The sequence below is a fragment of the Variovorax sp. P1_G12 genome (genome assembly GCF_056405555.1).
The window spans coordinates 104,275-123,723 of sequence record NZ_JBFUBW010000020.1 but is presented as its reverse complement, the minus strand read 5'-3'; the positions used below and the strand labels follow the sequence as shown (position 1 = coordinate 123,723).

The window sequence follows — 19,449 nt, the reverse complement described above, 5'->3', positions numbered from 1 at the left end:
CAGATCGGAGTGTTCCGCGATCGATCCTGCTCAGAGCTGGACTTCGGCTTCGCCGATGCCCTCGAACGCGACGTGTACCTTGTCGCCTCGCGACGCAGGCAGCATGCCGCACCAGGTGCCGGTGGTGACGACGGTGCCCTGGCGCACCGCGTGCCCGAACCGCGTGGCATGGCGCAGGAAGGTGGGGAGCAGCCACGTCGGGTCCTGCAGCGAATGCGTGCCGCGGAAGGTCTTGGGATCGCTGCGCCCGATCCGCACCGTGCAGACCTGTGAGGACCAGTCGCGAGCCTCGAAAGGTCGCCATGCGCCCACCACCAGTGCGCCGTGCGATTGCAGGTCGGACAGCTTCAGCAACGCGGGTGCCTCCAGCGCCTGCTGCCAGCGCGAGTCGACGATCTCGATCGACACGCACATGGCATCCACCAAGCTGTCGGCTTGCGCAGCGGTGAGGGTCGCAGCTTCCTGGGCGTCGATGTCCCTGGCCAGGCGCAGTGCGACCTCGGCCTCGATCAGCCGCATACGGAAGAGATGCGCACCCGCATCCGCCCGGCTGGACCAGACGCCCTGGCTCGGCAGCGGCGCGTGTGTCAGCGGCTTGTCCCGTGAGGGCCCCCCGGACTTCCAGGCCATGGAAGCGTTCGCCTCGGAGTCGAGCGCTGCGGCGACGAGCGCCTGCACCTGGTAGGCGTCCTCGGCGGTTGAAACAAGGTGCTGCAGCGCCTGCGTGTCAGCGGCCGCGCCGCCGTGCCTGGCGCGCAGCAGCGCGCGCGCGACAACCTCCAGTTGGCCGTGGCCGGCCGCTCTTTCAACCGTCGACGCGGACATTGGATTCCTTTTCGACCTGCAGCAGTGGGTATCTTTTCATTTCTGTTCCCTGAATCGTTCTGCGTGATTGGCCGTCACAGCGGCATTCACAAATGAACCAAAGCACCCGTCAGATTGGATCACTTCAAATTCTGAATGTCGTATGCTCATTTATCGCTCTTACATAACAACCAGTTATCGACATGCAAGTGAATCTGCGTCAGATCGAAGTGTTCCGCGCAATCATGGTGGCTGGATCCGTCAGCGGTGCGGCGAAACTGCTGTGCATCTCGCAACCCGCGATCAGCCGCATGACCTCGCATATGGAGTCACGGCTCGGCCTCCAACTTTTCGAGCGCATCAAAGGCCGGCTGTATCCCACCCCGGAGGCTCGCCGGCTGTATGTCGAAGTCAATGCGATGCATCAATGCCTGCAGCGCGTCAATGACGTCGCCAACGACTTGGTCGAGAAGACCACCGGCGCATTGCAGATCGTTGCGAGTCCAAGCCTCGCTCAGACGCTCATCCCAACCGCCATCGCGCGCTTTCGAAATCGCTTCCCGAAGGTGCGGATAAACCTGGTGACGCAAACCTCCACGCAGCTCGTGCAAACACTGCTGACGGGTCAAGCGGAGCTGGGGATTGCGATGTTCTCGCTCGACCATCCGAACATCGAACAGAAGTCCATCTACGAGGATCGTCTCGTCGCCGTGCTGCCACAGGACCACCCGCTTGCGAGCCGCAGTTCGCTGCATGTGCGCGACCTGGAAGATGTCGATTTGATTGGTTATTCAGCCGATACGCCCTTCGGGGGCCTGATCCAGCAAATGTTCGCGACGGCCAACATGGCGGTGCGGCTGGCTGTTGAAGTGCGACTGACTCATGTCGCGTGCGCGCTGGTGCAAGCGGGCGTCGGTGTCACCATCGCCGATGAAGTCGCGGTACTTGGACAGGTCTGGCCAGGCGTCGTGATGCGCCCGCTATTGCCTGACATCACCATGGAAGTCAACGTCATGCACGCGCGCTTCGAACCGCTCTCACGACTCGCGCAGGATTTCATAGAGACGCTCACCGAACTGGACCTCGAGTCGCTGCGCCGGGTCACCTGAGTTTTCTGGTCGCCTCCAGCCGACCAGGAAGCGGTGCCAGGGAGCCGACAGCACTTTCCGGTTCATCGGCACAATGAAGAACAAGAGATGGACCCACCATCTGGGTGAAAGGGAGCGAAATGAGTCTGTCATTGGTGCAGAGCCGCGCCTTGTTGGGCCTTGAAGCGGCCAGTGTCACGGTCGAGGTGCACCTGGCCAACGGGCTGCCGAGCTTCACGCTGGTCGGCCTGGCCGACGTGGAAGTCAAGGAAGCCCGCGAGCGCGTCCGTTCGGCCCTCCAGAACGCCGGGCTGGAGTTCCCCACCAACAAGCGCATCACGGTGAACCTGGCGCCGGCGGACCTGCCCAAGGACTCCGGGCGCTTCGACCTGCCGATCGCGCTCGGCATCCTGGCGGCCAGCGGCCAGATCGAAGGCCAGCGGCTGGCCGGCCACGAATTCGCCGGCGAGCTCTCCCTGTCAGGGCAGCTGCGGCCCGTGCGCGGTGCGCTCGCGATGGCGCTGGCGCTGCACGCGCGGGGCATCAGCACCCGGCTGGTGCTGCCGGCCGACAGCGCGCAGGAGGCCGCGCTGGTGCCGGGTGCCGAGGTCTATGGCGCGCGCCACCTGCTCGACGTGGTGCGGCAGTTCCTGCCGGCCGGCGCGGTGCCGCCGGCCGCCGAAGCAGCCGGCGACGACGGCTGGGCGCGGATGGTGCCGGCGCCGCCCGGACCGGCCGCGCGCCACCCCGACCTGGCCGACGTGAAGGGGCACGCCGGCGCCAAGCGGGCGATGGAGATCGCGGCGGCCGGCAACCACAGCCTGCTGATGGTCGGCCCGCCGGGCTCCGGCAAGTCGATGCTGGCCCAGCGCTTCGCCGGGCTGCTGCCCGGGATGAGCATCGAGGAAGCCCTCGAGAGCGCGGCGGTCGCCAGCCTGGCCGGCCGCTTCGCGACCGGGCAATGGATGCGCCGGCCAACCGCCAGCCCGCACCACAGCGCCAGCGCCGTGGCGATGGTGGGCGGCGGCTCGCCGCCGCGGCCCGGCGAGATCTCGCTGGCTCATCACGGCGTGCTGTTCCTCGACGAATTCCCCGAATTCGCCCGCTCGGCGCTGGAGGCGCTGCGCGAGCCGCTGGAGACCGGCACCATCACGATCTCCCGGGCCGCGCGACGCGCCGAGTTCCCGGCCCGCTTCCAGCTCATCGCCGCCATGAACCCCTGCCCCTGCGGCTGGCGCGGATCGACGACCCGGGCCTGCCGCTGCACGCCGGACCAGGTCCTGCGCTACCAGGGCAAGCTCAGCGGCCCGCTGCTCGACCGCATCGACCTGCACATCGAGGTGCCCGGCGTCTCGGCGCAGCAGCTGCTCGAGGCCCCTGTCGGCGAAGCGACCGGGGCGATCCGCGGTCGCGCCGTCGCGGCGCGCGAACGCGCGCTGGCCCGGCAGGGCAAGCCCAACCAGGGTCTCGAGGGCGCCGAGATCGACCGCCATGCGTCGCTGGACCCGGCGGCGCTCCAGTTCCTGCACACGGCCGCGATGCGACTCGGCTGGTCGGCCCGCAGCACGCACCGGGCGCTGAAGGTGGCGCGGACCATCGCCGACCTCGCGGGGGTCGAGGCCGTCGGTGTCGCGCATGTGGGGGAAGCGGTGCAGTACCGGCGGGCGCTGCATTCGACCGACTGAACGCCGACGCGATCGCCTTACAGTTTTAACGCCTTGTTTCAAGGCGGCAGCGGCATCCGGTCGCACGGAGACGGGCCAGGACGAAGAAAACCGCCGGTTCCGTGAACAACCGCGCATCGCCGCCGCCTGCCCCGCGCAGTGGCGCTTGTTGCCACCCGGGGTCTCCCTAGAATCCGCCCGCCCTCGACCGCGGTCGGCGGGTTTGTTTGTCACACAAGAAGGATTCAGGGAATATGGAACAAAGTACTTCAAGGAAGCTGTCGGCCGAATTCATCGGCACGTTCTGGCTCGTTTTCGGCGGTTGCGGCAGCGCGGTGCTGGCCGCCGGTTTTCCCGGGCTCGGCATCGGGTTCGCCGGGGTCTCGCTGGCCTTCGGCCTCACGGTGCTGACCGGGGCCTATGCGCTCGGCCCGATCTCGGGCGGCCACTTCAATCCGGCGGTGTCGGTCGGGCTCGTGGTGGCCGGACGTTTTCGCGCCGCCGAGCTGCCGGGCTACGTGATCGCCCAGGTGCTCGGCGCCATCGCCGCCGCCTTCGTGCTCTACCAGATCGCCACCGGCAAGGCCGGCGCCGAGATCGGCGGCTTCGCCACCAACGGCTACGGCGAGCATTCGCCCGGCGGCTATGACCTCATGGCGGCGCTGCTGATCGAGGTGGTGCTGACCGCGGTCTTCCTGATCGTGATCCTGGGCGCCACGGCGAAGAACAGCGCCGCGGGTTTCGGCGGTCTCGCGATCGGCCTGTGCCTGACGCTGATTCACCTGGTCTCCATTCCCGTGACCAACACCTCGGTCAACCCGGCGCGCAGCACCGGGCCGGCACTGTTCGGGCCGGCCCATGCCGTCGACCAGCTGTGGCTGTTCTGGGTCGCACCGATCGCCGGCGCGATCATCGGCGCGCTGATCTACAAGCTGCTGCTGGCGGCACCCGCTGCCGACACACGCGCCGCCTCGCCGGCGCTCAAGACGGCGGGCTGATCGCGGACCCGGGCCGGCCTGGCCCGGAGCGTCTTGCCGAGCGCCTGCGCCGCATCGGTAGAGTCGGCGCATGGATCTCTCCGCCGCTGCGCCTCCCTACGACCGCCGCCTCGTCGGCTGGCTCTCGCTGGGCCAGCTCATCACCTGGGGCAGCGTCTTCTACACCTTCGCGCTGCTGATGGAGCCGGTGGAGCGCGAGCTCGGCCTGAGCCGGGCGCAATCGTCACTGGCCTTCAGCCTCGCACTGCTGGCGGAGGGTGCGATGGCATGGTCCGTCGGACGGTGGATCGACCGCGGCCACGAGCGCGCCGTGATGACCGGCGGCTCGCTGCTGATCGCGGCCGGGCTGCTGCTGCACAGCGTGGTGCAGAGCGCGGCGGGCTTCTACGCCGCCTGGCTGCTGCTCGGCGCCGCCCTCTCGGCGACGCTCTACAGCCCGGCCTTCGCGGTCGTCACGCGCCGCTTCCCGAACGACTTCCGGCGCGCCATCATCACGCTGACCTTTCTCGGCGGGCTGGCCAGCACGGTCTTCATCCCGCTCGACGCCTGGCTGATCGCGCAGTTCGGCTGGCGGCATGCGCTGTGGGTGCTCGCCGCCCTCCACCTGCTGCTGTGCGCGCCGCTGCATGCGTGGATCCTGCGGCAGGCGCCGAAGCGCAGCGTGGCCGCAGCGGCCGCGGGCGCAGCCGCAACAACAACGCGGCGACCCGTCGGCCACTACCTGCGCAGCACGCCCTTCCTGCTGGTGGGCGTGTTCACCGTGCTGCTGATGGCGGTGACCGCGGCGCTGCCGCCGCACATGGTGAGCCTGTTGCGCGGCGCCGGGCTGTCGGAGACCTGGGCCATCGCGGTGCCGGCGGCCATCGGGATCATGCAGGTGTTCGGCCGCGCCCTGCTCTACGTCTTCGAGCACCACTTCGACCTGCACCTGGCGAACCGGCTGATCCCCTGCCTGATCCCGATCGGCCTGGCGACCCTGCTGGCCGGCGCCGGTCATCCGGCGGCGGCGCTGGCCTTCGTGCTGTTCTACGGCATGGGCAACGGGATGCTGACCATCGTCAAGGGCACCGCCATCGCGCAGTACGTGAACCGCGAGCACGTGGCGACGCTCAACGGCGCGCTGGGGCTGCCGAGCGCCATCGCACGCGCCCTGGCGCCGCTGATGCTGGGCCTGCTGTGGACGCCGGCTGGCGGCTATACGGCGGGGTTGTGGATCTTGCTGGCAGCGAGCCTGATCGCCGTGCTGGCGCTGCTCGCCGCCCAACACCAAGGCCGGCGCAGCCCGGCCCCTTCGTGAAACACCGCGGAACCGGCTCCGCCGGGCCGCTGGTGTTGCCCCCGGTCGGGGGTGGGCGCCCCGACACGAAGTGCGGGGCAACCTGGGGGCGAGTCAAATAATTCCGCGTCCAGCGAGGTTCCGCATCAGAGCGCCGATGCCGAAGGTCCAGCGCGGCGCCTGGTCCGAATGCACGACGCGGTTGTGCAGCGCGCCGAGTTCGGGCGCCGAGATCGTCACCTGGTCGCCGACCACATGCGTGAAGCCCTGGCCCGGGCCGTGGCGGTCCTGCGTCGGCGCGAACATGGTGCCGAGGAACAGCATCAGGCCATCGGGGTAGGCGTGGTGCGGGCCGATCGCCTGCGACACCAGGTCGAGCGGGTCGCGGCTGATCTTCGCCAGCGAGCTCGCGCCGGCCAGCGTGAAGCCTTCGAGCCCGACCACCCGCAGCGCCACCGTGATGCGGCGCACGTCCTCGATGCCGAAGTGGGCGTCGAACAGCCGGATGAAGGGGCCGATCGCGCACGAGGCGTTGTTGTCCTTGGCCTTGCCGAGCAGGAGCGCGCTGCGGCCTTCGAAGTCGCGCAGGTTGACGTCGTTGCCGAGCGCGGCGCCGAGCGTGCGGCCGCGGCTGTCGACCGCCAGCACCACCTCGGGCTCGGGGTTGTTCCAGACCGATCCCGGGTGGATGCCGACGTCGGCGCCGGTGCCGACCGCCGCCAGCACCGGCGCCTTGGTGAAGATCTCGGCGTCGGGCCCGATGCCGACCTCGAGGTACTGCGACCAGGCGCCCTGGGCGATCAGCACGTCCTTGACCCTCGCGGCCTGTGGCGAGCCGGGCACGATGCCCGCGAGGTTGTCGCCCAGCACGCCGCCGAGCGCGGCACGGATCGACTCGGCCTTGGAGGCATCGCCGCGCGACTGCTCCTCGATCACGCGCTCGAGCAGGCTGGCGATGAAGGTCACGCCGCTGGCCTTCACGGCCTGCAGGTCGCAGGGCGCGAGCAGCCAGGGGTGCTGCGGGTCGCGGCGGGTCTCGTCGCTGTTGGCCAGCGCGTGCTCGAGCGAGGCGACCCGCTGCGTCCGCTCGTCGCGCAGCGCCTCGCGCACCGCGCCCACCGGATCGTCGAACTCCAGCAGCTGGCTGGCGGTGGCGGCGAAGCGCGAGAGATCGTGCAGGCCGCCCTCGTGCACCGCGACCAGCACCGGTCCGACGTCGGGCAGCCAGAGGCGGCCGACCAGGGTGGCGCGCTCGGCATCGCGAGGCAGGGACTGGGCGGGCGAAAGCGTCGAGGTCATGCGAAGGTCTCCAGGGAGCGGGCCGGTGATTCGGCCTCTGCGCCGCAGATCGTACGGGAGTCTCAGCGCGATGTGGCGTTCGGCCCGGAGGCCCGCAGCCGCGCCACGCTCCCCGGCAGGTCCCGCCAGGCCGGCTCCTGCGGCGCGAAACGGGCGCGCATGTAGCCCGCCAGCTCGGCGATCTGCGCATCGTCGAGCGCCTCGCGGAAGGCGGGCATGAAGCCGATGTCGCGCGAGGCCGGCTCGCGCACGCCGTCGAGGATGGTGCGCAGCAGGTTGTCCGGCCGGGCGCTCGTCAGGTTGCTGTTGAGCGCCAGCGGCGTGTTCACGCCCAGCAGCGTGGGGCCGTCGCCGTCGTGGTGGCAGGACGCGCAGGCGCTGTCGAACATGCGCTGGGCGGGGCCCAGCAGGCGGCCCTGCTGCGCCGCGGCGGTGGCGACCGCGCGCTGTGCCTGCGCCGCAGCGGTCTCTTGCGTCGTGGCGGGGTTGAAGGACGCCAGGTAGCTGGCCATCGCGCGGATGTCGGCGTCCGGCACCGCCGCGAGTTCGCGCACCACCTCGGCCATCGGGCCGCCGGCGATGCCGTGCGATTGGGAATGGCCGCTGCGCAGGTAGCCGTAGAGCGCGTCGGCATTCCAGGGCACGGCCGAGGTCGACCGCGCGGTCAGCGCCGGCGCCTCCCAGCCGTCGACCATCGCGCCCGACAGGCTGGCGCTGCCGCCCTGCTCCGCGCCCAGCGCGTTGCGCGGCGTGTGGCAGGCGCCGCAGTGGCCGAGGCCGTTGACCAGGTAGGCGCCGCGGTTCCACTCGGCGCTCTGCGTGGCCACCGGCTGGTAGGGCTTGGGGTCGTGGAACAGCGCGTTCCAGCCCGCCATCAGCGGCCGCAGGCCGAACGGGAACTTGAGTTCGGCCGGCGGCGTCTCGGCGCGCACCGGCGGCAGCGACATGAAGTAGGCGTAGAGCGCCTGCAGGTCGTCGTCGCTGGTCTTGGCGAAGGCCGTGTACGGGAAGGCCGGGTACAGGTGGTGGCCGTCGCGCGAGACGCCTTCGCGCATCGCGCGCTGGAAGGCCGTGAAGGACCAGCGGCCGAGGCCGGTGTCGTCATCGGGCGTGAGGTTGGTGGTGTGGATGGTGCCGAAGGGCGTCTCCATCGCGCGACCGCCGGCGTTCGGCGTGCCGCCCGGCGCGGTGTGGCAGACCGCGCAGTCGCCGAGCGCGGCGAGCGTGCGGCCGCGTTCGATCGTGGCTTCGCTGTAGGCCGGCGCACTGAAGCTGACCGGCGCGATGGTCGAGCGCCAGCCCATCAGGCCGGCGATGACGCCGATGCCGCCCACCAGCAGCGCACCGGCGCCGGCCCAGACGCCGCGGCGCCGCGGCCACGGCACCGAGGCCGGAAACGCAGGCCGGCTTGCCGCGGCGGCGGCGCCCTGAGACGCAGGCGGCGGCAGCGGATTCAGCGCCGCCCGCACCACCTCGGGCGTGAAGGGCGGTGCCCGGAAGCGCACCCCGGTCGCATCGAAGATGGCGTTGGCGATCGCCGCCGTGCCCGGCACCGACGCCGACTCGCCCGCGCCCAGCGACGGCTCGCCCGGCCGCTGCAGGTGCATCACCTCGATCACCGGCACTTCGCGGAAGTTGATGATCGGGTAGCTGCCCCACTCGCGGCTGGCGACCACGCCCGACGGCGGCACGCCGGGCAGCAGCGCGCCGCCTTCGGGCTCGGATTGCGGCGCGAAGCGAACCTGCTCCTTGAGCGCTCGGCTGGTGATCTGCACCACGTTGCCGTGGATCTGGTGCTCGACGCCGGCCGGATTGACCATCAGGCCGGCGTCATGGCCGACGACGACGCGGCGCACATGCACCTCGCCGGTCTTGCGGTTGACCTCGACGTCGGCCACCCAGGCCGACCAGGCGGCGCCGAAGCCGGGCCACTTGCTGTGCACGTAGCGCGCATAGGCGAAGCCCTGGCCGAAGAGGATGTCGCCGCCGGGGCCCACGCGCGCGTCGGCGCGCCGGGAAGGATGATCGCCGTCGGCATCTTCCTGCGGGCCGGTGCGCATGCGCCAGCCGGCCTTCTGCGCGGTCTCGCGCACCAGTTCGGCGGCGCGCGGATCGTCCAGGTGGCGCAGCCGGAACGCGACCGGGTCGACGCCGGCGGCGGTCGCCAGTTCGTCGACATAGGACTCGTGCGCGAACGAGTTCGGCAGCGCCGAGACGCCCCGCAGCCACGAGGCGCGCACGATCGGCGCCATGTCGTTGACCTTCACGCGCAGGTTGGCGTAGGCATAGGGCGGGCGCGCGGTGCGGTCGCCCATCTCGTAGGCCTGCGCCACCGGGTCGACGGTGCGGGTCAGCAGCAGCGCCAGCGTGGGCGCGCCGTTCGAGGGGTAGGAGGTCTCGAAGTCGTAGCCGGCGACGCCGCCGTCGGCCGCCAGCCCGCCCTGGACCTGCATGAGCTGCGCGGCGCCCTTGGGCTCCCACAGGTGCTCCTGCTCGCGCGTGAGCTGCACCCGCACCGGCGCGCCGGCCGCGCGCGCCAGCAGCGCCGCGTCGGCCGCCACGTCGTCGGCGCCGTTGCGGCCATAGCAGCCGGCCGCCTCCATGCGCACCACGTCGACCGCCGGATCGTCGAGGCCCATCAACTGCGCCAGGTCGGCGCGCAGCACGTGCGGGTTCTGCGAGCCGGCCCAGACGCGCAACATGACGCCCCCACGCTCTCCCACTCCGTGTGGGTCGCTGCCCCCCGAGGGGGCCGCGTTCCGCCTTGGGAGCGGCCCGGCGGCGGAACCGACCCCATCGCCCGGCTGCCAGTGCGCGAGCGCGCACGACGGGCCGATCGAGGCATGCATCTGGTAGGGCCAGACGTAGGTGCGCGGCATCGACTGCGCGGCGTTCGCGAGCGCGGTGTCGATGTCGCCTTCGTCGACCAGCAGGCGCTGGGTCGAAGGATTGGCGCGGATCGCGCCTTCGAGGTCGTCGAGCGAGGGCAGCCCGGGCCAGGGCTTCCAGCGCACGCGCAGTTCGCGCAGCGCCTGCTCGGCATGCTCTTCGCGCTCGGCGACGATGCCGACGAAGTCGCGGATCACGACCACCGCGCGGATGCCGGGGATGTGCGCGATCGACGACTCGTCGACCGACTCGAGCGTGTTGCCGATGAAGTCGCCGTGGGCCGCGCCCGCATAGGGCGGGCGCACCACGCGGCCGTGCAGCATGCCCGGCACCCGCATGTCGTGCACGAACACCAGCTCGCCCGCCAGCTTGGCCGGGATGTCGACGCGCGGCTGCGAGGTGCCGACGATGCGGTAGTCCGCCGGGTCCTTCAGCCGCGCCGCCGGGTCGAGCTGCAGCACCGTGCGCCCGCCCGCGACCAGCTCGCCGATGCCGATGCTGAAGGCCGGGTCGTCGCCCGCATGGACGCGCCCCCCGCGCAGCGCCAGCAGCGCCGGCTGGACGCCGAAGTGCTCGGCAGCCTGCGCCACCAGCCAGCTCCGCGCCTGCGCGGCCGCCAGCCGCAGCGGCGCGGCATGGATCTGGATCGAGGCGCTGGCGATCGTCGCGCCCTGGTTCGGCGTCCGCGCGGTGTCGCCCAGCACCATGCAGACCTGCGCCATCGAGAGGTCGAGTTCTTCCGCCACGATCTGCGACAGCGCGGTCTGGATGCCGGTGCCGAGGTCGACGTGGCCGTTGAGCGCGGTGACGCTGCCGTCGTCCCAGAGCGCGAGCAGCACCTCCGGTCCGTCGGCCGGATGGCCCGACACCAGCGCCGGCTGGCCCGGGGCCGGCGGCGGGGCCGGCGGCGTCTCGCGCACGACGACGAGCACGCCGTCGGCCTGGAGGAATTCGCTGCGCGTGCGGGGCAGGTCGGCGCGCCGGGTCACGTGTCCGTGCCCTTCGCGATCAGCGCCGCGGCGCGCTGCACCGCGGCCAGGATCTCCACGTGCGTGCCGCAACGGCACAGGTTGCCGGAGAGTTCGCTGCGGATGCGCGCCTCGCTCGGGTTCGGCTCGCGCGCCAGCAAGGCCGCGGCCTGCATCACCATGCCGTTGAGGCAATAGCCGCACTGCGCCGCCTGCGCGTCCTCGAAGCCCTGCTGCACGGGGTGCCAGTGTTCACGCGTGCCGAGGCCTTCCAACGTGGTGATCTCGCGGCCTGCGACGCCATGGGCCGGAATCACGCAGGCCCGCGCCGCCGTGCCGTCGACCCACACGGTGCAGGCGCCGCACTGCCCGAGCCCGCAGCCGAACTTCGGCCCGTTGAGACCGAGGTCGTTGCGCAGCACATGCAGCAGCGAGGCCTCGTGCGACGCCGCGAGCTCGACGTGGCGTCCGTTGACCTTCAGTGCGAACCCGGGCATTCGATCGGCAGGCTTCAGACGATGTCCGAAGACTGGATGCGCTTCACGCCCTTGGCCGCCATCTGCTTCCAGGCCGCCGCGAGCGAGCCGTTGAGATCGATGGCGCGCGTCGCGTCCTCGATGACGTAGACCTCGAAGCCGGCCTTGCGCGCATCCAGGGCGGTCCAGGCGACGCAGAAGTCGGTCGCCAGGCCGGTCACGAACACGGTCTTGATGCCACGCGCCTTCAGGTAGCCGCCCAGGCCGGTGGCGGTCTTGTGGTCGGCCTCCTCGAACGCGGAGTAGCTGTCCATTTCCTGGTGGAAGCCCTTGCGGATGATGATCTGCGCGGTCGGCAGCTTGAGGTCCTTGTTGAGCGCGGCGTCCTCGGTGCCCTGCACGCAGTGGTCGGGCCACAGCACCTGGTTGCCGTAGCTGAGCTTGGTGGTCTCGAAGGGCTTCTTGCCCGCATGGGTGCTGGCGAACGAGGCGTGGCCGGGCGTGTGCCAGTCCTGCGTGACCACGATGTTCCCGAAGGCGTCGGCCAGCTTGTTGATGATCGGCACCACCTCGGCGCCGCCCTTGACCGGCAGCGTGCCGCCGTCGATGAAGCAGTTCTGCACGTCGACCACGATCAGCGCCGAATTGGCCGCGGGCTTGATCTTCGCGGCCGCGAAGAGCGGCGACGAAACGCCGAGGCCGGCGACGAGGCCGAAAGCCGCGGTCGACTTCAAGAGGGTTCTGCGTGTGGTGTGCATGGTCGTCGCTCCTCGGGTTGTAGAAATGATTTAGACGCTCAGGTACGCGCGGCGCACCTCGTCGTTGGCGGCCAGTTCGGCCATCGACGCCTGGTAGCGGATCTGGCCCTTCTCGAGCACGTAGGCCCGGTCGGACACCAGCTCGGCGAAGTGCATGTTCTGCTCCGACAGCAGGATGCTCACGCCCTGTGCCTTGAGCTCCAGGATCATGTTGGCCATCTGTTCGACGATCACCGGCGCCACGCCCTCGGACGGTTCGTCGAGCAGCACCAGGTAGGGGTTGCCCATCAGCGTGCGCGCCACGGTCAGCATCTGCTGCTCGCCGCCGCTCATGCGGCCGCCCGGGCGGTTCGGCATTTCGCCGAGATTCGGGAACAGCTTGAACAGGCGCTCCGGCGTCCACAGCGGGGCGTCGGTGCCGTCGTTCCAGCGGCGTGCCGGCTGCTTGCCGACTTCGAGGTTCTCCATCACGCTGAGGTCGGTGAACACGCGCCGATCCTCCGGCACGAAGCCCAGGCCCAGGCGCGCCGCCAGGTGCGGCTCGCTCTTCGAGATGTCATGGCCGAGGAAGCGCACCGCGCCGCGGCGCTTGGCCAGCATGCCGATCAGCGCCTTCAGCGTGGTCGACTTGCCGGCGCCGTTGCGGCCCATCAGCGCGACCACCTCGCCGCGCCGCACTTCGAGGTCGACGTCGTAGAGGATCTGCGCGGCGCCGTACCAGGCGCACAGGGCCTTGGCTTCAAGCAGTACTTCATGCGAACTCATGCGTGCTCTCCCACCGCCGCGTTCACCGCAGCCGCCTTCTCTGCAATCTTCTCGAACGTCTTGCCGCTGCCGAAGTACACCTCCTGCACCTTCGGATGGTCGCGGATCTCGAGCGGCTTGCCCTGCGCAATGAGGCGCCCGCGGGCCAGCACGATCATGCGGTCGGCATAGGCGAACACCACGTCCATGCTGTGTTCGGTGAAGAGCACCGCCATGCCGCGGTCGATCACGAGTTGCTTGGTCAGGGCCATCAGCGAATTGCGTTCCTTGGGCGCCATGCCGGCGGTGGGCTCGTCCATCAGCAACAGCTTCGGGCTGTTGGCCATCGCGATCGCGAGCTCGACCCGCTTGACGTCGCCGTAGGCCAGCACGCTGCAGGGCCGGTCAGCCTGGGCCTTCATGCCGACCTGTTCGAGCAGCGCCAGGGCCTCGTCGCGCTTGTGGTCGGACGCGCGGCGCCAGGTCGAGAACAGCTTGTGGTCGTGCGACAGCAAGGCCATCTGCACGTTTTCAGCCACCGTCAGCGAGGCGAAGGTCTCGGCGATCTGGAAGGTACGGCCCACGCCCAGGCGCCAGATCTCGCGCGGCTTGCGCCCGACCAGCTCCTGGCCGTCGAGCAGGATCGAGCCGCGGTCGGCCGTGAGCTGCCCGTTCACCATGTTGAAGGTGGTGGACTTGCCGGCGCCGTTCGGGCCGATCAGCGCCAGCAGTTCGCCGGCCGCCAGTTCGAAGCTGATGCCGTCGACCGCCTTGACGCCGCCGAAGGACTTGCCCAATTCGTTCACTTTCAGAAGGCTCATGCCTTGGCCTCCTTGAGATCGACCGCTTCGGCCGCGTGGCGGCGCCGGTCGAAGAGTTGCTTGGCGAAGCCCGCGATGCCTTGCGGGAACAGCAGCACCAGCAGCAAGATGATGCCGCCGAGCATGGCGCGCCAGTAGTCGGTGTTGCGCGCCACCGTGTCGTGCAGCCAGGTGAAGGTGACCGCACCGACGACCGGCCCCGCGAGGGTCTGGATGCCGCCGAGCAGCACCATCACCAGGCCGTCGACCGACTTGCCGACGCTCAGCGATTCGGGCGAGATGCTGCCCTTCGAGAATGCGTACAGGGCCCCGGCCAACCCGGCCGCGGTGCCCGCGATCACGAAGGCCACCCATTGCATGCGCTTGACGTCGATGCCGATCGCATCGGCGCGCAGCTGCGAATCGCGGCCCGCGCGCAGCGCATAGCCGAAGGGCGAGAACAGCACGCGCCGCAGCCAAAGCACGCCCAGCCCCACCAGCGCCAGCGTGACCCAGTAATAGGCGCGCTTGTCGGCCAGCCATTCGGACGGCCAGACCCCGGTGAGCCCGTTGCTGCCGCCCGTGAAGCTGTCCCACTGGTAGGTGATGGCCCAGGTGATCTGCGCGAAGGCCAGCGTGAGCATCGCGAGGTAGACGCCCGAGAGCCGGACCGCGAACCAGCCGTAGACGAAGGCGCCCACCGCCGCCACCAATGGCGCGACGATCAGGGCGAGCTCCATCGGCATGCCGCTGGAGCGCACCAGCAGCGCGGCCCCGTAGGCGCCGAGCCCGAAGTACGCGGCGTGGCCGAAGGAGTGCATGCCGGCCGGCCCCATGATGAAGTGCAGGCTGGCCGCAAACAGGGCGGCGATCAGCAGGTCGATCATCAGCACGGTGGTGTAGGGCGAGCCCGCCGTGATGAACGGCATCGCCGCCAGCACCAGGCCGAACAGCGCCGCGGTGATCACGTAGGTGCGGCCCGGACGCCGCAGCGGCTCCTCCTGCATGCCCACGTAGCGGCTCGGTGCCTGCGGCTTGCCGAACAGGCCCCACGGCCGCCAGACCAGCACGATGGCCATGACGAGGAAGTCGACCACCAGCGTGAGCTTGGAAAACGAGACGCTGAGGCCGAACACCTCGACCACGCCGAGCCAGATGCAGATCGCCTTGATCTCGGCGATCAGCAGCGCCGCGGCATAGGCGCCCGGGATCGATCCCATGCCCCCGACCACCACCACCACGAAGGCAGCGCCGATGGTGTTGAGGTCCATCTCGAGCGTGGCCGGCTCGCGCGGCAGTTGCAGCGCGCCGCCCAGGCCCGCGAGCAGCGCGCCGAGCGCGAACACCGCGGTGAACAGCCAGGCCTGGTTGACGCCGAGCGCGCTGACCATCTCGCGGTCCTGCGTGGCGGCGCGCACCAGGGTGCCGAAGCGGGTGCGCGTGAGCAGCAGCCAGACCAGCCCGAGCACCACCGGCCCGACCACGATCAGGAACAGGTCGTAGGAAGGAAACTGGCGCCCGAGGATCATGACCGAACCCGAGAGGCCCGGCGCCCGCGGGCCCAGCAGTTCATCGGGGCCCCAGAGCCACAGCACCGCGTCCTTGATGACCAGCACCAGCGCGAAGGTGGCCAGCAACTGGAAGAGTTCGGGCGCCTTGTAGATGCGCCGCAGCAGCACCATCTCGATCAGCGCGCCCAGCACGCCGACCGCGAGCGCCGCCATCACCAGCGCCGGCCAGAAGCCGAAGCCGGTGCCGAGCCGGTCGACCAGCGTGTAGGCGACGTAGATGCCGACCATGAAGAACGAGCCATGGGCGAAGTTCACGATGCGCGTGACGCCGAAGATCAGCGACAACCCGGCTGCCACGAGGAACAGCGAGGATGCGCTCGCCAGCCCGTTCAGGAGCTGGACGATAAAACCGGAGAAGCTCATTCGATATTCCTAGACGCTCAAGCCAGATCCACGGAGCTGCCATGCGACCGCATGCCCCCCGCCGCGCGATACCGGCGCAGCCAGAGGCCAGGGATACCGCGGAACCGGCTTTGCCGGGCCGCTGGTATCGCCCCCTTGAGGGGGCGGCGCCGCAGGCGCTTCGGGGGTGTTTCCATCTCAATCCGCTGCGCGGGATTTCTTGATCTCGGCGGCGGAAGGCTGGTACTTCGCGTCTGCGCCGTCGAGGTAGACGTAGTCCACCATCACACCCTTGCCGCCGTCGTTCTTGGTGCGGCCGACGAAGGCGCCCATGGTCGACTGGTTGTCCTCGGCGCGGTAAGTGATCTTGCCGAAGGGCGTGTCCACCTGCAGGCCCTTGAAGGCCGCGACCACCTTCTCGGTGTCGGTGCTCTTGGCCTTGGCGATGCCGGCGGCGGCGGACTTGATCATGCTGTAGCCGACCACCGAGCCGAGCCGCGGATAGTCCTTGAACTTGGCCTGGTAGGCCTGCTCGAAGGCCTTGTGCGCCGGCGTCGTGATGCCGTACCACGGGTAGCCGGTCACGATCCAGCCGTTGGGCGCTTCGTCCTTGAGCGGATCCATGTACTCGGGCTCGCCGGTCAGCACGCTCACCACCTCGCGGTCCTTGAACAGGCCGCGGGTGTTGCCTTCACGCACGAACTTCGACAGGTCGGCGCCGAACAGCACGTTGAAGATCGCGTCGGGCTTGGCATCGGCCAGCGCCTGCACCACACTGCCGGCGTCGACCTTGCCCAGCGGCGTGGCCTGTTCGGCGACGAATTCGACGTCGGGCTGGGCCGCCTTCAGCAGCTGCTTGAAGGCCGCGACCGCCGACTGGCCGTACTCGTAGTTGGGGTAGACCACCGCCCAGCGCTTCTTCTTGAGCTTGGCCGCCTCGGGCACCAGCATCGCGGCCTGCATGTAGGTGCCGGGGCGCAGGCGCACGGTGTAGGCGTTGCCGCCCTGCCAGGTGAGCTTGTCGGTCAGCGGCTCGCCGGCCAGGAAGAAGAACTTCTTCTGCTTGGCGAAGTCGGCCACCGCCATGCCGGTGTTCGACAGGAAGGTGCCGGCCAGGATGTCGACCTTCTCGCGCGAGACCAGCTCCTCGGCCACGCGCACCGCGTCGCCCGGGTTGGCGTTGTCATCGCGGCTGATCAGCTCGATCTTCTTGCCGTTGACGCCGCCGGCGGCGTTGATCTCGTCGACCGCCAGCTCCATGCCTTTCTTGTAGGGCTCGAGGAAGGCGGGCTGCGCCTTGTAGCTGTTGATCTCGCCGATCTTGATCACGCCCTGCGCATGCGCGGGAACGAGTGCAGTGGCGAGCGTGGCAACGGCGGCCGCGGTGAAGGCAAGGCGCAATGGATTCATCGGGAACTCCTTGGGATCGAACAGAAAGAAAAGCTTTGCGGCGAACGGGCTCAACGGAGCCCGTCCTCACCCTTGATCTCGGAGGCTTGCAGGCCGCCGATGCGCGCCAGCGGGCGGCCGCTGTCGGTGACCGCGACCGCGACCACGATCTCGTTGGCGCGCGGCGCATCGGACACGCGGGCCTCGATGGCGTCGAAGTGGCTGCGCACGAAGGCCGCGTCCTTGTGGCCCAGCGGCACGTCGATGGCGGTGCCCAGCGTGCCGCGCTTCTTGCTCGACGGCACCAGCGCGGCGCCCTTCTCGACCGCCATGCGCAGCGGCGCGCCGAGCTTGGGATGCAGGATGGCCGCTGCATGCTCGAGCTCGCCGGCCTCGCCGACGATGGCCGCCTTGCCGTAGCTCTGCGCCTCGCCGGGCTGGATGCCCAGGGCCGCCACGGCCTTCTGGCCCAGCAACGCGCCGAGTTCTTCGCCGATCGCGATCAGCTCGTCGAGCGATTCGCTGTAGCGGCCGGCGTAGGGGTTCTCGATCACGGCGATGGCGACCGCGCGGCGCGTGGGCGGCTCGATGGCCTGGCCCATTTCCTTGCGGGTTTCGTCGACCTGGACGACGAGCTTGCGAATGTTGGCGGTCATTGGCTCACCCCCAGGTTGCCCGGCACTGCGTGTCCGGTCGCCCACCCCCTTCCGGGGGCAACACCAGCGGCCAGGCAAAGCCTGTTCCGCGGTGTTCCTGGCATAAATCCGTTGCGACTTGGTTGATGGATGCTGGTTTTCATCGGAGTCCGTCCCACTTAGAAATGTTTTCGGCACGCAGGCCGCCGACGCGATCGTGCACGCGGTAGCCGGTGCTCATCGCGAGGATGAAGACGATCTCGTCAGCCGCCGGCGCACCGGGCACGCGGACTTCGATGGCGTCGAACTGGCCGCGCACATAGCTGGCATTGATGTTGGTCAGCGGCACGTCGAGCGCAGCGCCCGGCGGGCCGACCTTCTTGGTCGAGGGCACGATCGACAGCGCGTTGCCGGGCTGGCCGGTCTTCTCTTCGGCCTTGCCTTGCCGATAGGCGTCGCGGTCGCCCTTCCAGCCGAGCAGTTCGCGCATCGCGTAGCCGCCGGGCACATGCCACAGCGCACCGTGCTCGAGCTCGCCGGCGGCACCGACGATGGCGCCCTTGCCGTAGGTGGCGATCTGCTCGACCGGCACGTCCATCGCGGCGCGCAAGCGGTGCGCCATGTCGACGCCGACCGGATCGAGCAAGGCCATCATCGGCAGGATGTCGGGCTCGTAGCGGCCCGCGAAGGGATTGGTCAGCACCGCGCCGATGGCGCCACGCACCAGCGGCGTTGCAGCGCGCGGTCCGAACTCGTGGTGGATGTGCTCCACATGGGTGAAGACGCGACGTATATCGATCATGAAAAAGAGTCCTGCTTTTCGTTAAGCAAATACTGAACCAACTGCATCGGCCATCGGTTCGCGGCCCGTCCGCGGCAACCCGGGCGAAGCCGTCGAGCTTAAGGGTTGAAGCACTCGCCATTGCCCCTGGCAAACCAGCACCACCGACCACACCAGCCCGGCGCGCTGCAGCGCCGCCGCACGGTCGGCACCCGCATCCAGTGCACGCTGCACCTGCGCCGGCGCCAGCACCGCGACGTGGGTCGTCACGGGGATGTCACCGAGGTCGCTGTCGTCCTTGCAGGCATTGGCGGGCAGGCGGCGGATGCCGGGATCGTCGACATTCACCGCGTTGGCGATCACCGTGGCCGCGGCATCGGCCTCGGCCGCGGTGGCCGCGAGCACGGTCACGCTGTCGGCGATGCCGAGCGAGAAGCTGCGCCCGCGCCAGCCGCTGGTGGCGACGCCGCGCACCGGCTGCTCGGCGCGAAGCTCGAACTGGCCATCGGTGGTGATCGGCCCGGCGTCCCGCAGGTCGAAGCGCGCGAGGTCGGCGAAGAGCCCGATGCGCGCGGAATGCCCCGGCGCGAGATGCAAGGCGATGTCGCCGCCGTTGTTGATCCAGGCGCGTTCGATGCCGCAGCGCTGGTAGCAGGCGATGAGCTCCTGCGCGACCGCACCGGCGACCGCGGCCATCGGCGTGATGAAGCCGGCGCTGAACGGCGCGCAGGCATTCCACATGCGCCGCGCAATGGGGCCCTGCAGCGCGCACGCCGCACCGACCGGCTGGCGCAGCAATGGCAGTTCGGCGACCAGTTCGTCCAGCACCTGGGCGAAGCGCCGCCAGGCGAGCTCATGCGCCACCGCGACCTCGACGGCGTCGCCATGGGCCTCGGCGACGATGTCGATCGGGCCGTGGTTGAAGTGCCAGCGCGCACCGTCGAGTGCGCTGCGTTGGGCGCTCATG

Annotated in this window: 16 protein-coding genes; 4 read left to right on the top strand and 12 right to left on the bottom strand. The window is 69.8% G+C overall.

The genetic code is table 11. The features are described 5' to 3' along the window. Positions 1-30: 30 nt before the first annotated feature. Positions 31-825 carry a fumarylacetoacetate hydrolase family protein gene (locus AC1D2O_RS22545; protein WP_477650407.1) on the bottom strand — a complete coding sequence of 265 codons (795 nt, stop codon included), beginning with the start codon at positions 823-825 and terminating at the stop codon, positions 31-33. Positions 826-1,007: 182 nt separating this feature from the next. Between AC1D2O_RS22545 and AC1D2O_RS22540 the strand changes: the two genes are divergently transcribed. From AC1D2O_RS22540 to AC1D2O_RS22525, 4 genes are all read left to right on the top strand, one after another. Then, positions 1,008-1,913 (top strand): LysR family transcriptional regulator, encoded by a 906-nt coding sequence (locus AC1D2O_RS22540; RefSeq protein WP_477650408.1) that lies wholly within the window; start codon positions 1,008-1,010, stop codon positions 1,911-1,913. Positions 1,914-2,032: 119 nt separating this feature from the next. After that, on the top strand, positions 2,033-3,577 hold the full coding sequence (locus AC1D2O_RS22535; RefSeq protein WP_478157932.1) for a YifB family Mg chelatase-like AAA ATPase: 1,545 nt from the start codon (positions 2,033-2,035) through the stop codon (positions 3,575-3,577). Between the two features lie 233 nt (positions 3,578-3,810). After that, a complete protein-coding gene (gene aqpZ / locus AC1D2O_RS22530) occupies positions 3,811-4,554 on the top strand; it encodes an aquaporin Z (protein WP_478092867.1) in 744 nt (247 codons plus the stop codon). A gap of 70 nt (positions 4,555-4,624) precedes the next feature. Further along, positions 4,625-5,851, top strand: a complete 1,227-nt coding sequence (locus AC1D2O_RS22525; protein ID WP_478092868.1) for an MFS transporter — start codon at positions 4,625-4,627, stop codon at positions 5,849-5,851. A gap of 93 nt (positions 5,852-5,944) precedes the next feature. Here the strand turns inward: AC1D2O_RS22525 and AC1D2O_RS22520 are convergent, their stop codons facing one another. The 11 genes from AC1D2O_RS22520 to AC1D2O_RS22470 all read right to left on the bottom strand — a co-directional run bounded on the left by AC1D2O_RS22520 (position 5,945) and on the right by AC1D2O_RS22470 (position 19,448). Next, complete coding sequence (locus AC1D2O_RS22520; RefSeq protein WP_478092870.1) at positions 5,945-7,129, bottom strand: fumarylacetoacetate hydrolase family protein; 1,185 nt, start codon at positions 7,127-7,129, stop codon at positions 5,945-5,947. A 62-nt stretch (positions 7,130-7,191) separates the two neighbouring features. After that, entirely contained in the window at positions 7,192-11,007 is a 3,816-nt protein-coding gene (locus tag AC1D2O_RS22515) for a molybdopterin cofactor-binding domain-containing protein (protein ID WP_478157931.1), read from the bottom strand. Beyond that, positions 11,004-11,483 (bottom strand): (2Fe-2S)-binding protein, encoded by a 480-nt coding sequence (locus tag AC1D2O_RS22510; protein ID WP_478092964.1) that lies wholly within the window; start codon positions 11,481-11,483, stop codon positions 11,004-11,006. The genes AC1D2O_RS22515 and AC1D2O_RS22510 overlap by 4 nt, the downstream gene beginning before the upstream one ends. Positions 11,484-11,497: 14 nt before the next feature. Next, positions 11,498-12,220, bottom strand: a complete 723-nt coding sequence (pncA, locus tag AC1D2O_RS22505; protein WP_478157930.1) for a bifunctional nicotinamidase/pyrazinamidase — start codon at positions 12,218-12,220, stop codon at positions 11,498-11,500. 30 nt (positions 12,221-12,250) lie between these two features. Continuing rightward, complete coding sequence (locus AC1D2O_RS22500) at positions 12,251-12,985, bottom strand: ABC transporter ATP-binding protein (protein WP_478092960.1); 735 nt, start codon at positions 12,983-12,985, stop codon at positions 12,251-12,253. After that, positions 12,982-13,785, bottom strand: coding sequence for an ABC transporter ATP-binding protein (locus AC1D2O_RS22495; protein ID WP_478092958.1), 804 nt, complete (start codon positions 13,783-13,785; stop codon positions 12,982-12,984). Before AC1D2O_RS22495 ends, AC1D2O_RS22500 begins: the two co-directional genes overlap by 4 nt. Next, positions 13,782-15,698: an ABC transporter permease gene (locus tag AC1D2O_RS22490; RefSeq protein ID WP_478157929.1), complete on the bottom strand. Its 1,917-nt coding sequence runs from the start codon at positions 15,696-15,698 to the stop codon at positions 13,782-13,784. Before AC1D2O_RS22490 ends, AC1D2O_RS22495 begins: the two co-directional genes overlap by 4 nt. 177 nt (positions 15,699-15,875) lie before the next feature. After that, positions 15,876-17,087, bottom strand: a complete 1,212-nt coding sequence (locus tag AC1D2O_RS22485; RefSeq protein WP_478157928.1) for an ABC transporter substrate-binding protein — start codon at positions 17,085-17,087, stop codon at positions 15,876-15,878. Positions 17,088-17,137: 50 nt separating this feature from the next. Further along, positions 17,138-17,722: an amino acid synthesis family protein gene (locus AC1D2O_RS22480; protein WP_478157927.1), complete on the bottom strand. Its 585-nt coding sequence runs from the start codon at positions 17,720-17,722 to the stop codon at positions 17,138-17,140. Positions 17,723-17,861: 139 nt separating this feature from the next. Further along, positions 17,862-18,503, bottom strand: a complete 642-nt coding sequence (locus tag AC1D2O_RS22475) for an amino acid synthesis family protein (RefSeq protein ID WP_286508576.1) — start codon at positions 18,501-18,503, stop codon at positions 17,862-17,864. Positions 18,504-18,524: 21 nt separating this feature from the next. Beyond that, a complete protein-coding gene (locus AC1D2O_RS22470; RefSeq protein ID WP_478093733.1) occupies positions 18,525-19,448 on the bottom strand; it encodes a UPF0280 family protein in 924 nt (307 codons plus the stop codon). Between the last annotated feature and the right edge of the window lies 1 nt (position 19,449).

Bases quoted from the DNA above. Each gene is read 5' to 3' on its own strand.
- AC1D2O_RS22545 (WP_477650407.1), bottom strand. From the start codon at position 825: ATGTCCGCGTCGACGGTTGAAAGAGCGGCCGGCCACGGCCAACTGGAG.
- AC1D2O_RS22540 (WP_477650408.1), top strand. From the start codon at position 1,008: ATGCAAGTGAATCTGCGTCAGATCGAAGTGTTCCGCGCAATCATGGTG.
- AC1D2O_RS22535 (WP_478157932.1), top strand. From the start codon at position 2,033: ATGAGTCTGTCATTGGTGCAGAGCCGCGCCTTGTTGGGCCTTGAAGCG.
- aqpZ (WP_478092867.1), top strand. From the start codon at position 3,811: ATGGAACAAAGTACTTCAAGGAAGCTGTCGGCCGAATTCATCGGCACG.
- AC1D2O_RS22525 (WP_478092868.1), top strand. From the start codon at position 4,625: ATGGATCTCTCCGCCGCTGCGCCTCCCTACGACCGCCGCCTCGTCGGC.
- AC1D2O_RS22520 (WP_478092870.1), bottom strand. From the start codon at position 7,129: ATGACCTCGACGCTTTCGCCCGCCCAGTCCCTGCCTCGCGATGCCGAG.
- AC1D2O_RS22510 (WP_478092964.1), bottom strand. From the start codon at position 11,483: ATGCCCGGGTTCGCACTGAAGGTCAACGGACGCCACGTCGAGCTCGCG.
- pncA (WP_478157930.1), bottom strand. From the start codon at position 12,220: ATGCACACCACACGCAGAACCCTCTTGAAGTCGACCGCGGCTTTCGGC.
- AC1D2O_RS22500 (WP_478092960.1), bottom strand. From the start codon at position 12,985: ATGAGTTCGCATGAAGTACTGCTTGAAGCCAAGGCCCTGTGCGCCTGG.
- AC1D2O_RS22495 (WP_478092958.1), bottom strand. From the start codon at position 13,785: ATGAGCCTTCTGAAAGTGAACGAATTGGGCAAGTCCTTCGGCGGCGTC.
- AC1D2O_RS22490 (WP_478157929.1), bottom strand. From the start codon at position 15,698: ATGAGCTTCTCCGGTTTTATCGTCCAGCTCCTGAACGGGCTGGCGAGC.
- AC1D2O_RS22485 (WP_478157928.1), bottom strand. From the start codon at position 17,087: ATGAATCCATTGCGCCTTGCCTTCACCGCGGCCGCCGTTGCCACGCTC.
- AC1D2O_RS22480 (WP_478157927.1), bottom strand. From the start codon at position 17,722: ATGACCGCCAACATTCGCAAGCTCGTCGTCCAGGTCGACGAAACCCGC.
- AC1D2O_RS22475 (WP_286508576.1), bottom strand. From the start codon at position 18,503: ATGATCGATATACGTCGCGTCTTCACCCATGTGGAGCACATCCACCAC.
- AC1D2O_RS22470 (WP_478093733.1), bottom strand. From the start codon at position 19,448: ATGAGCGCCCAACGCAGCGCACTCGACGGTGCGCGCTGGCACTTCAAC.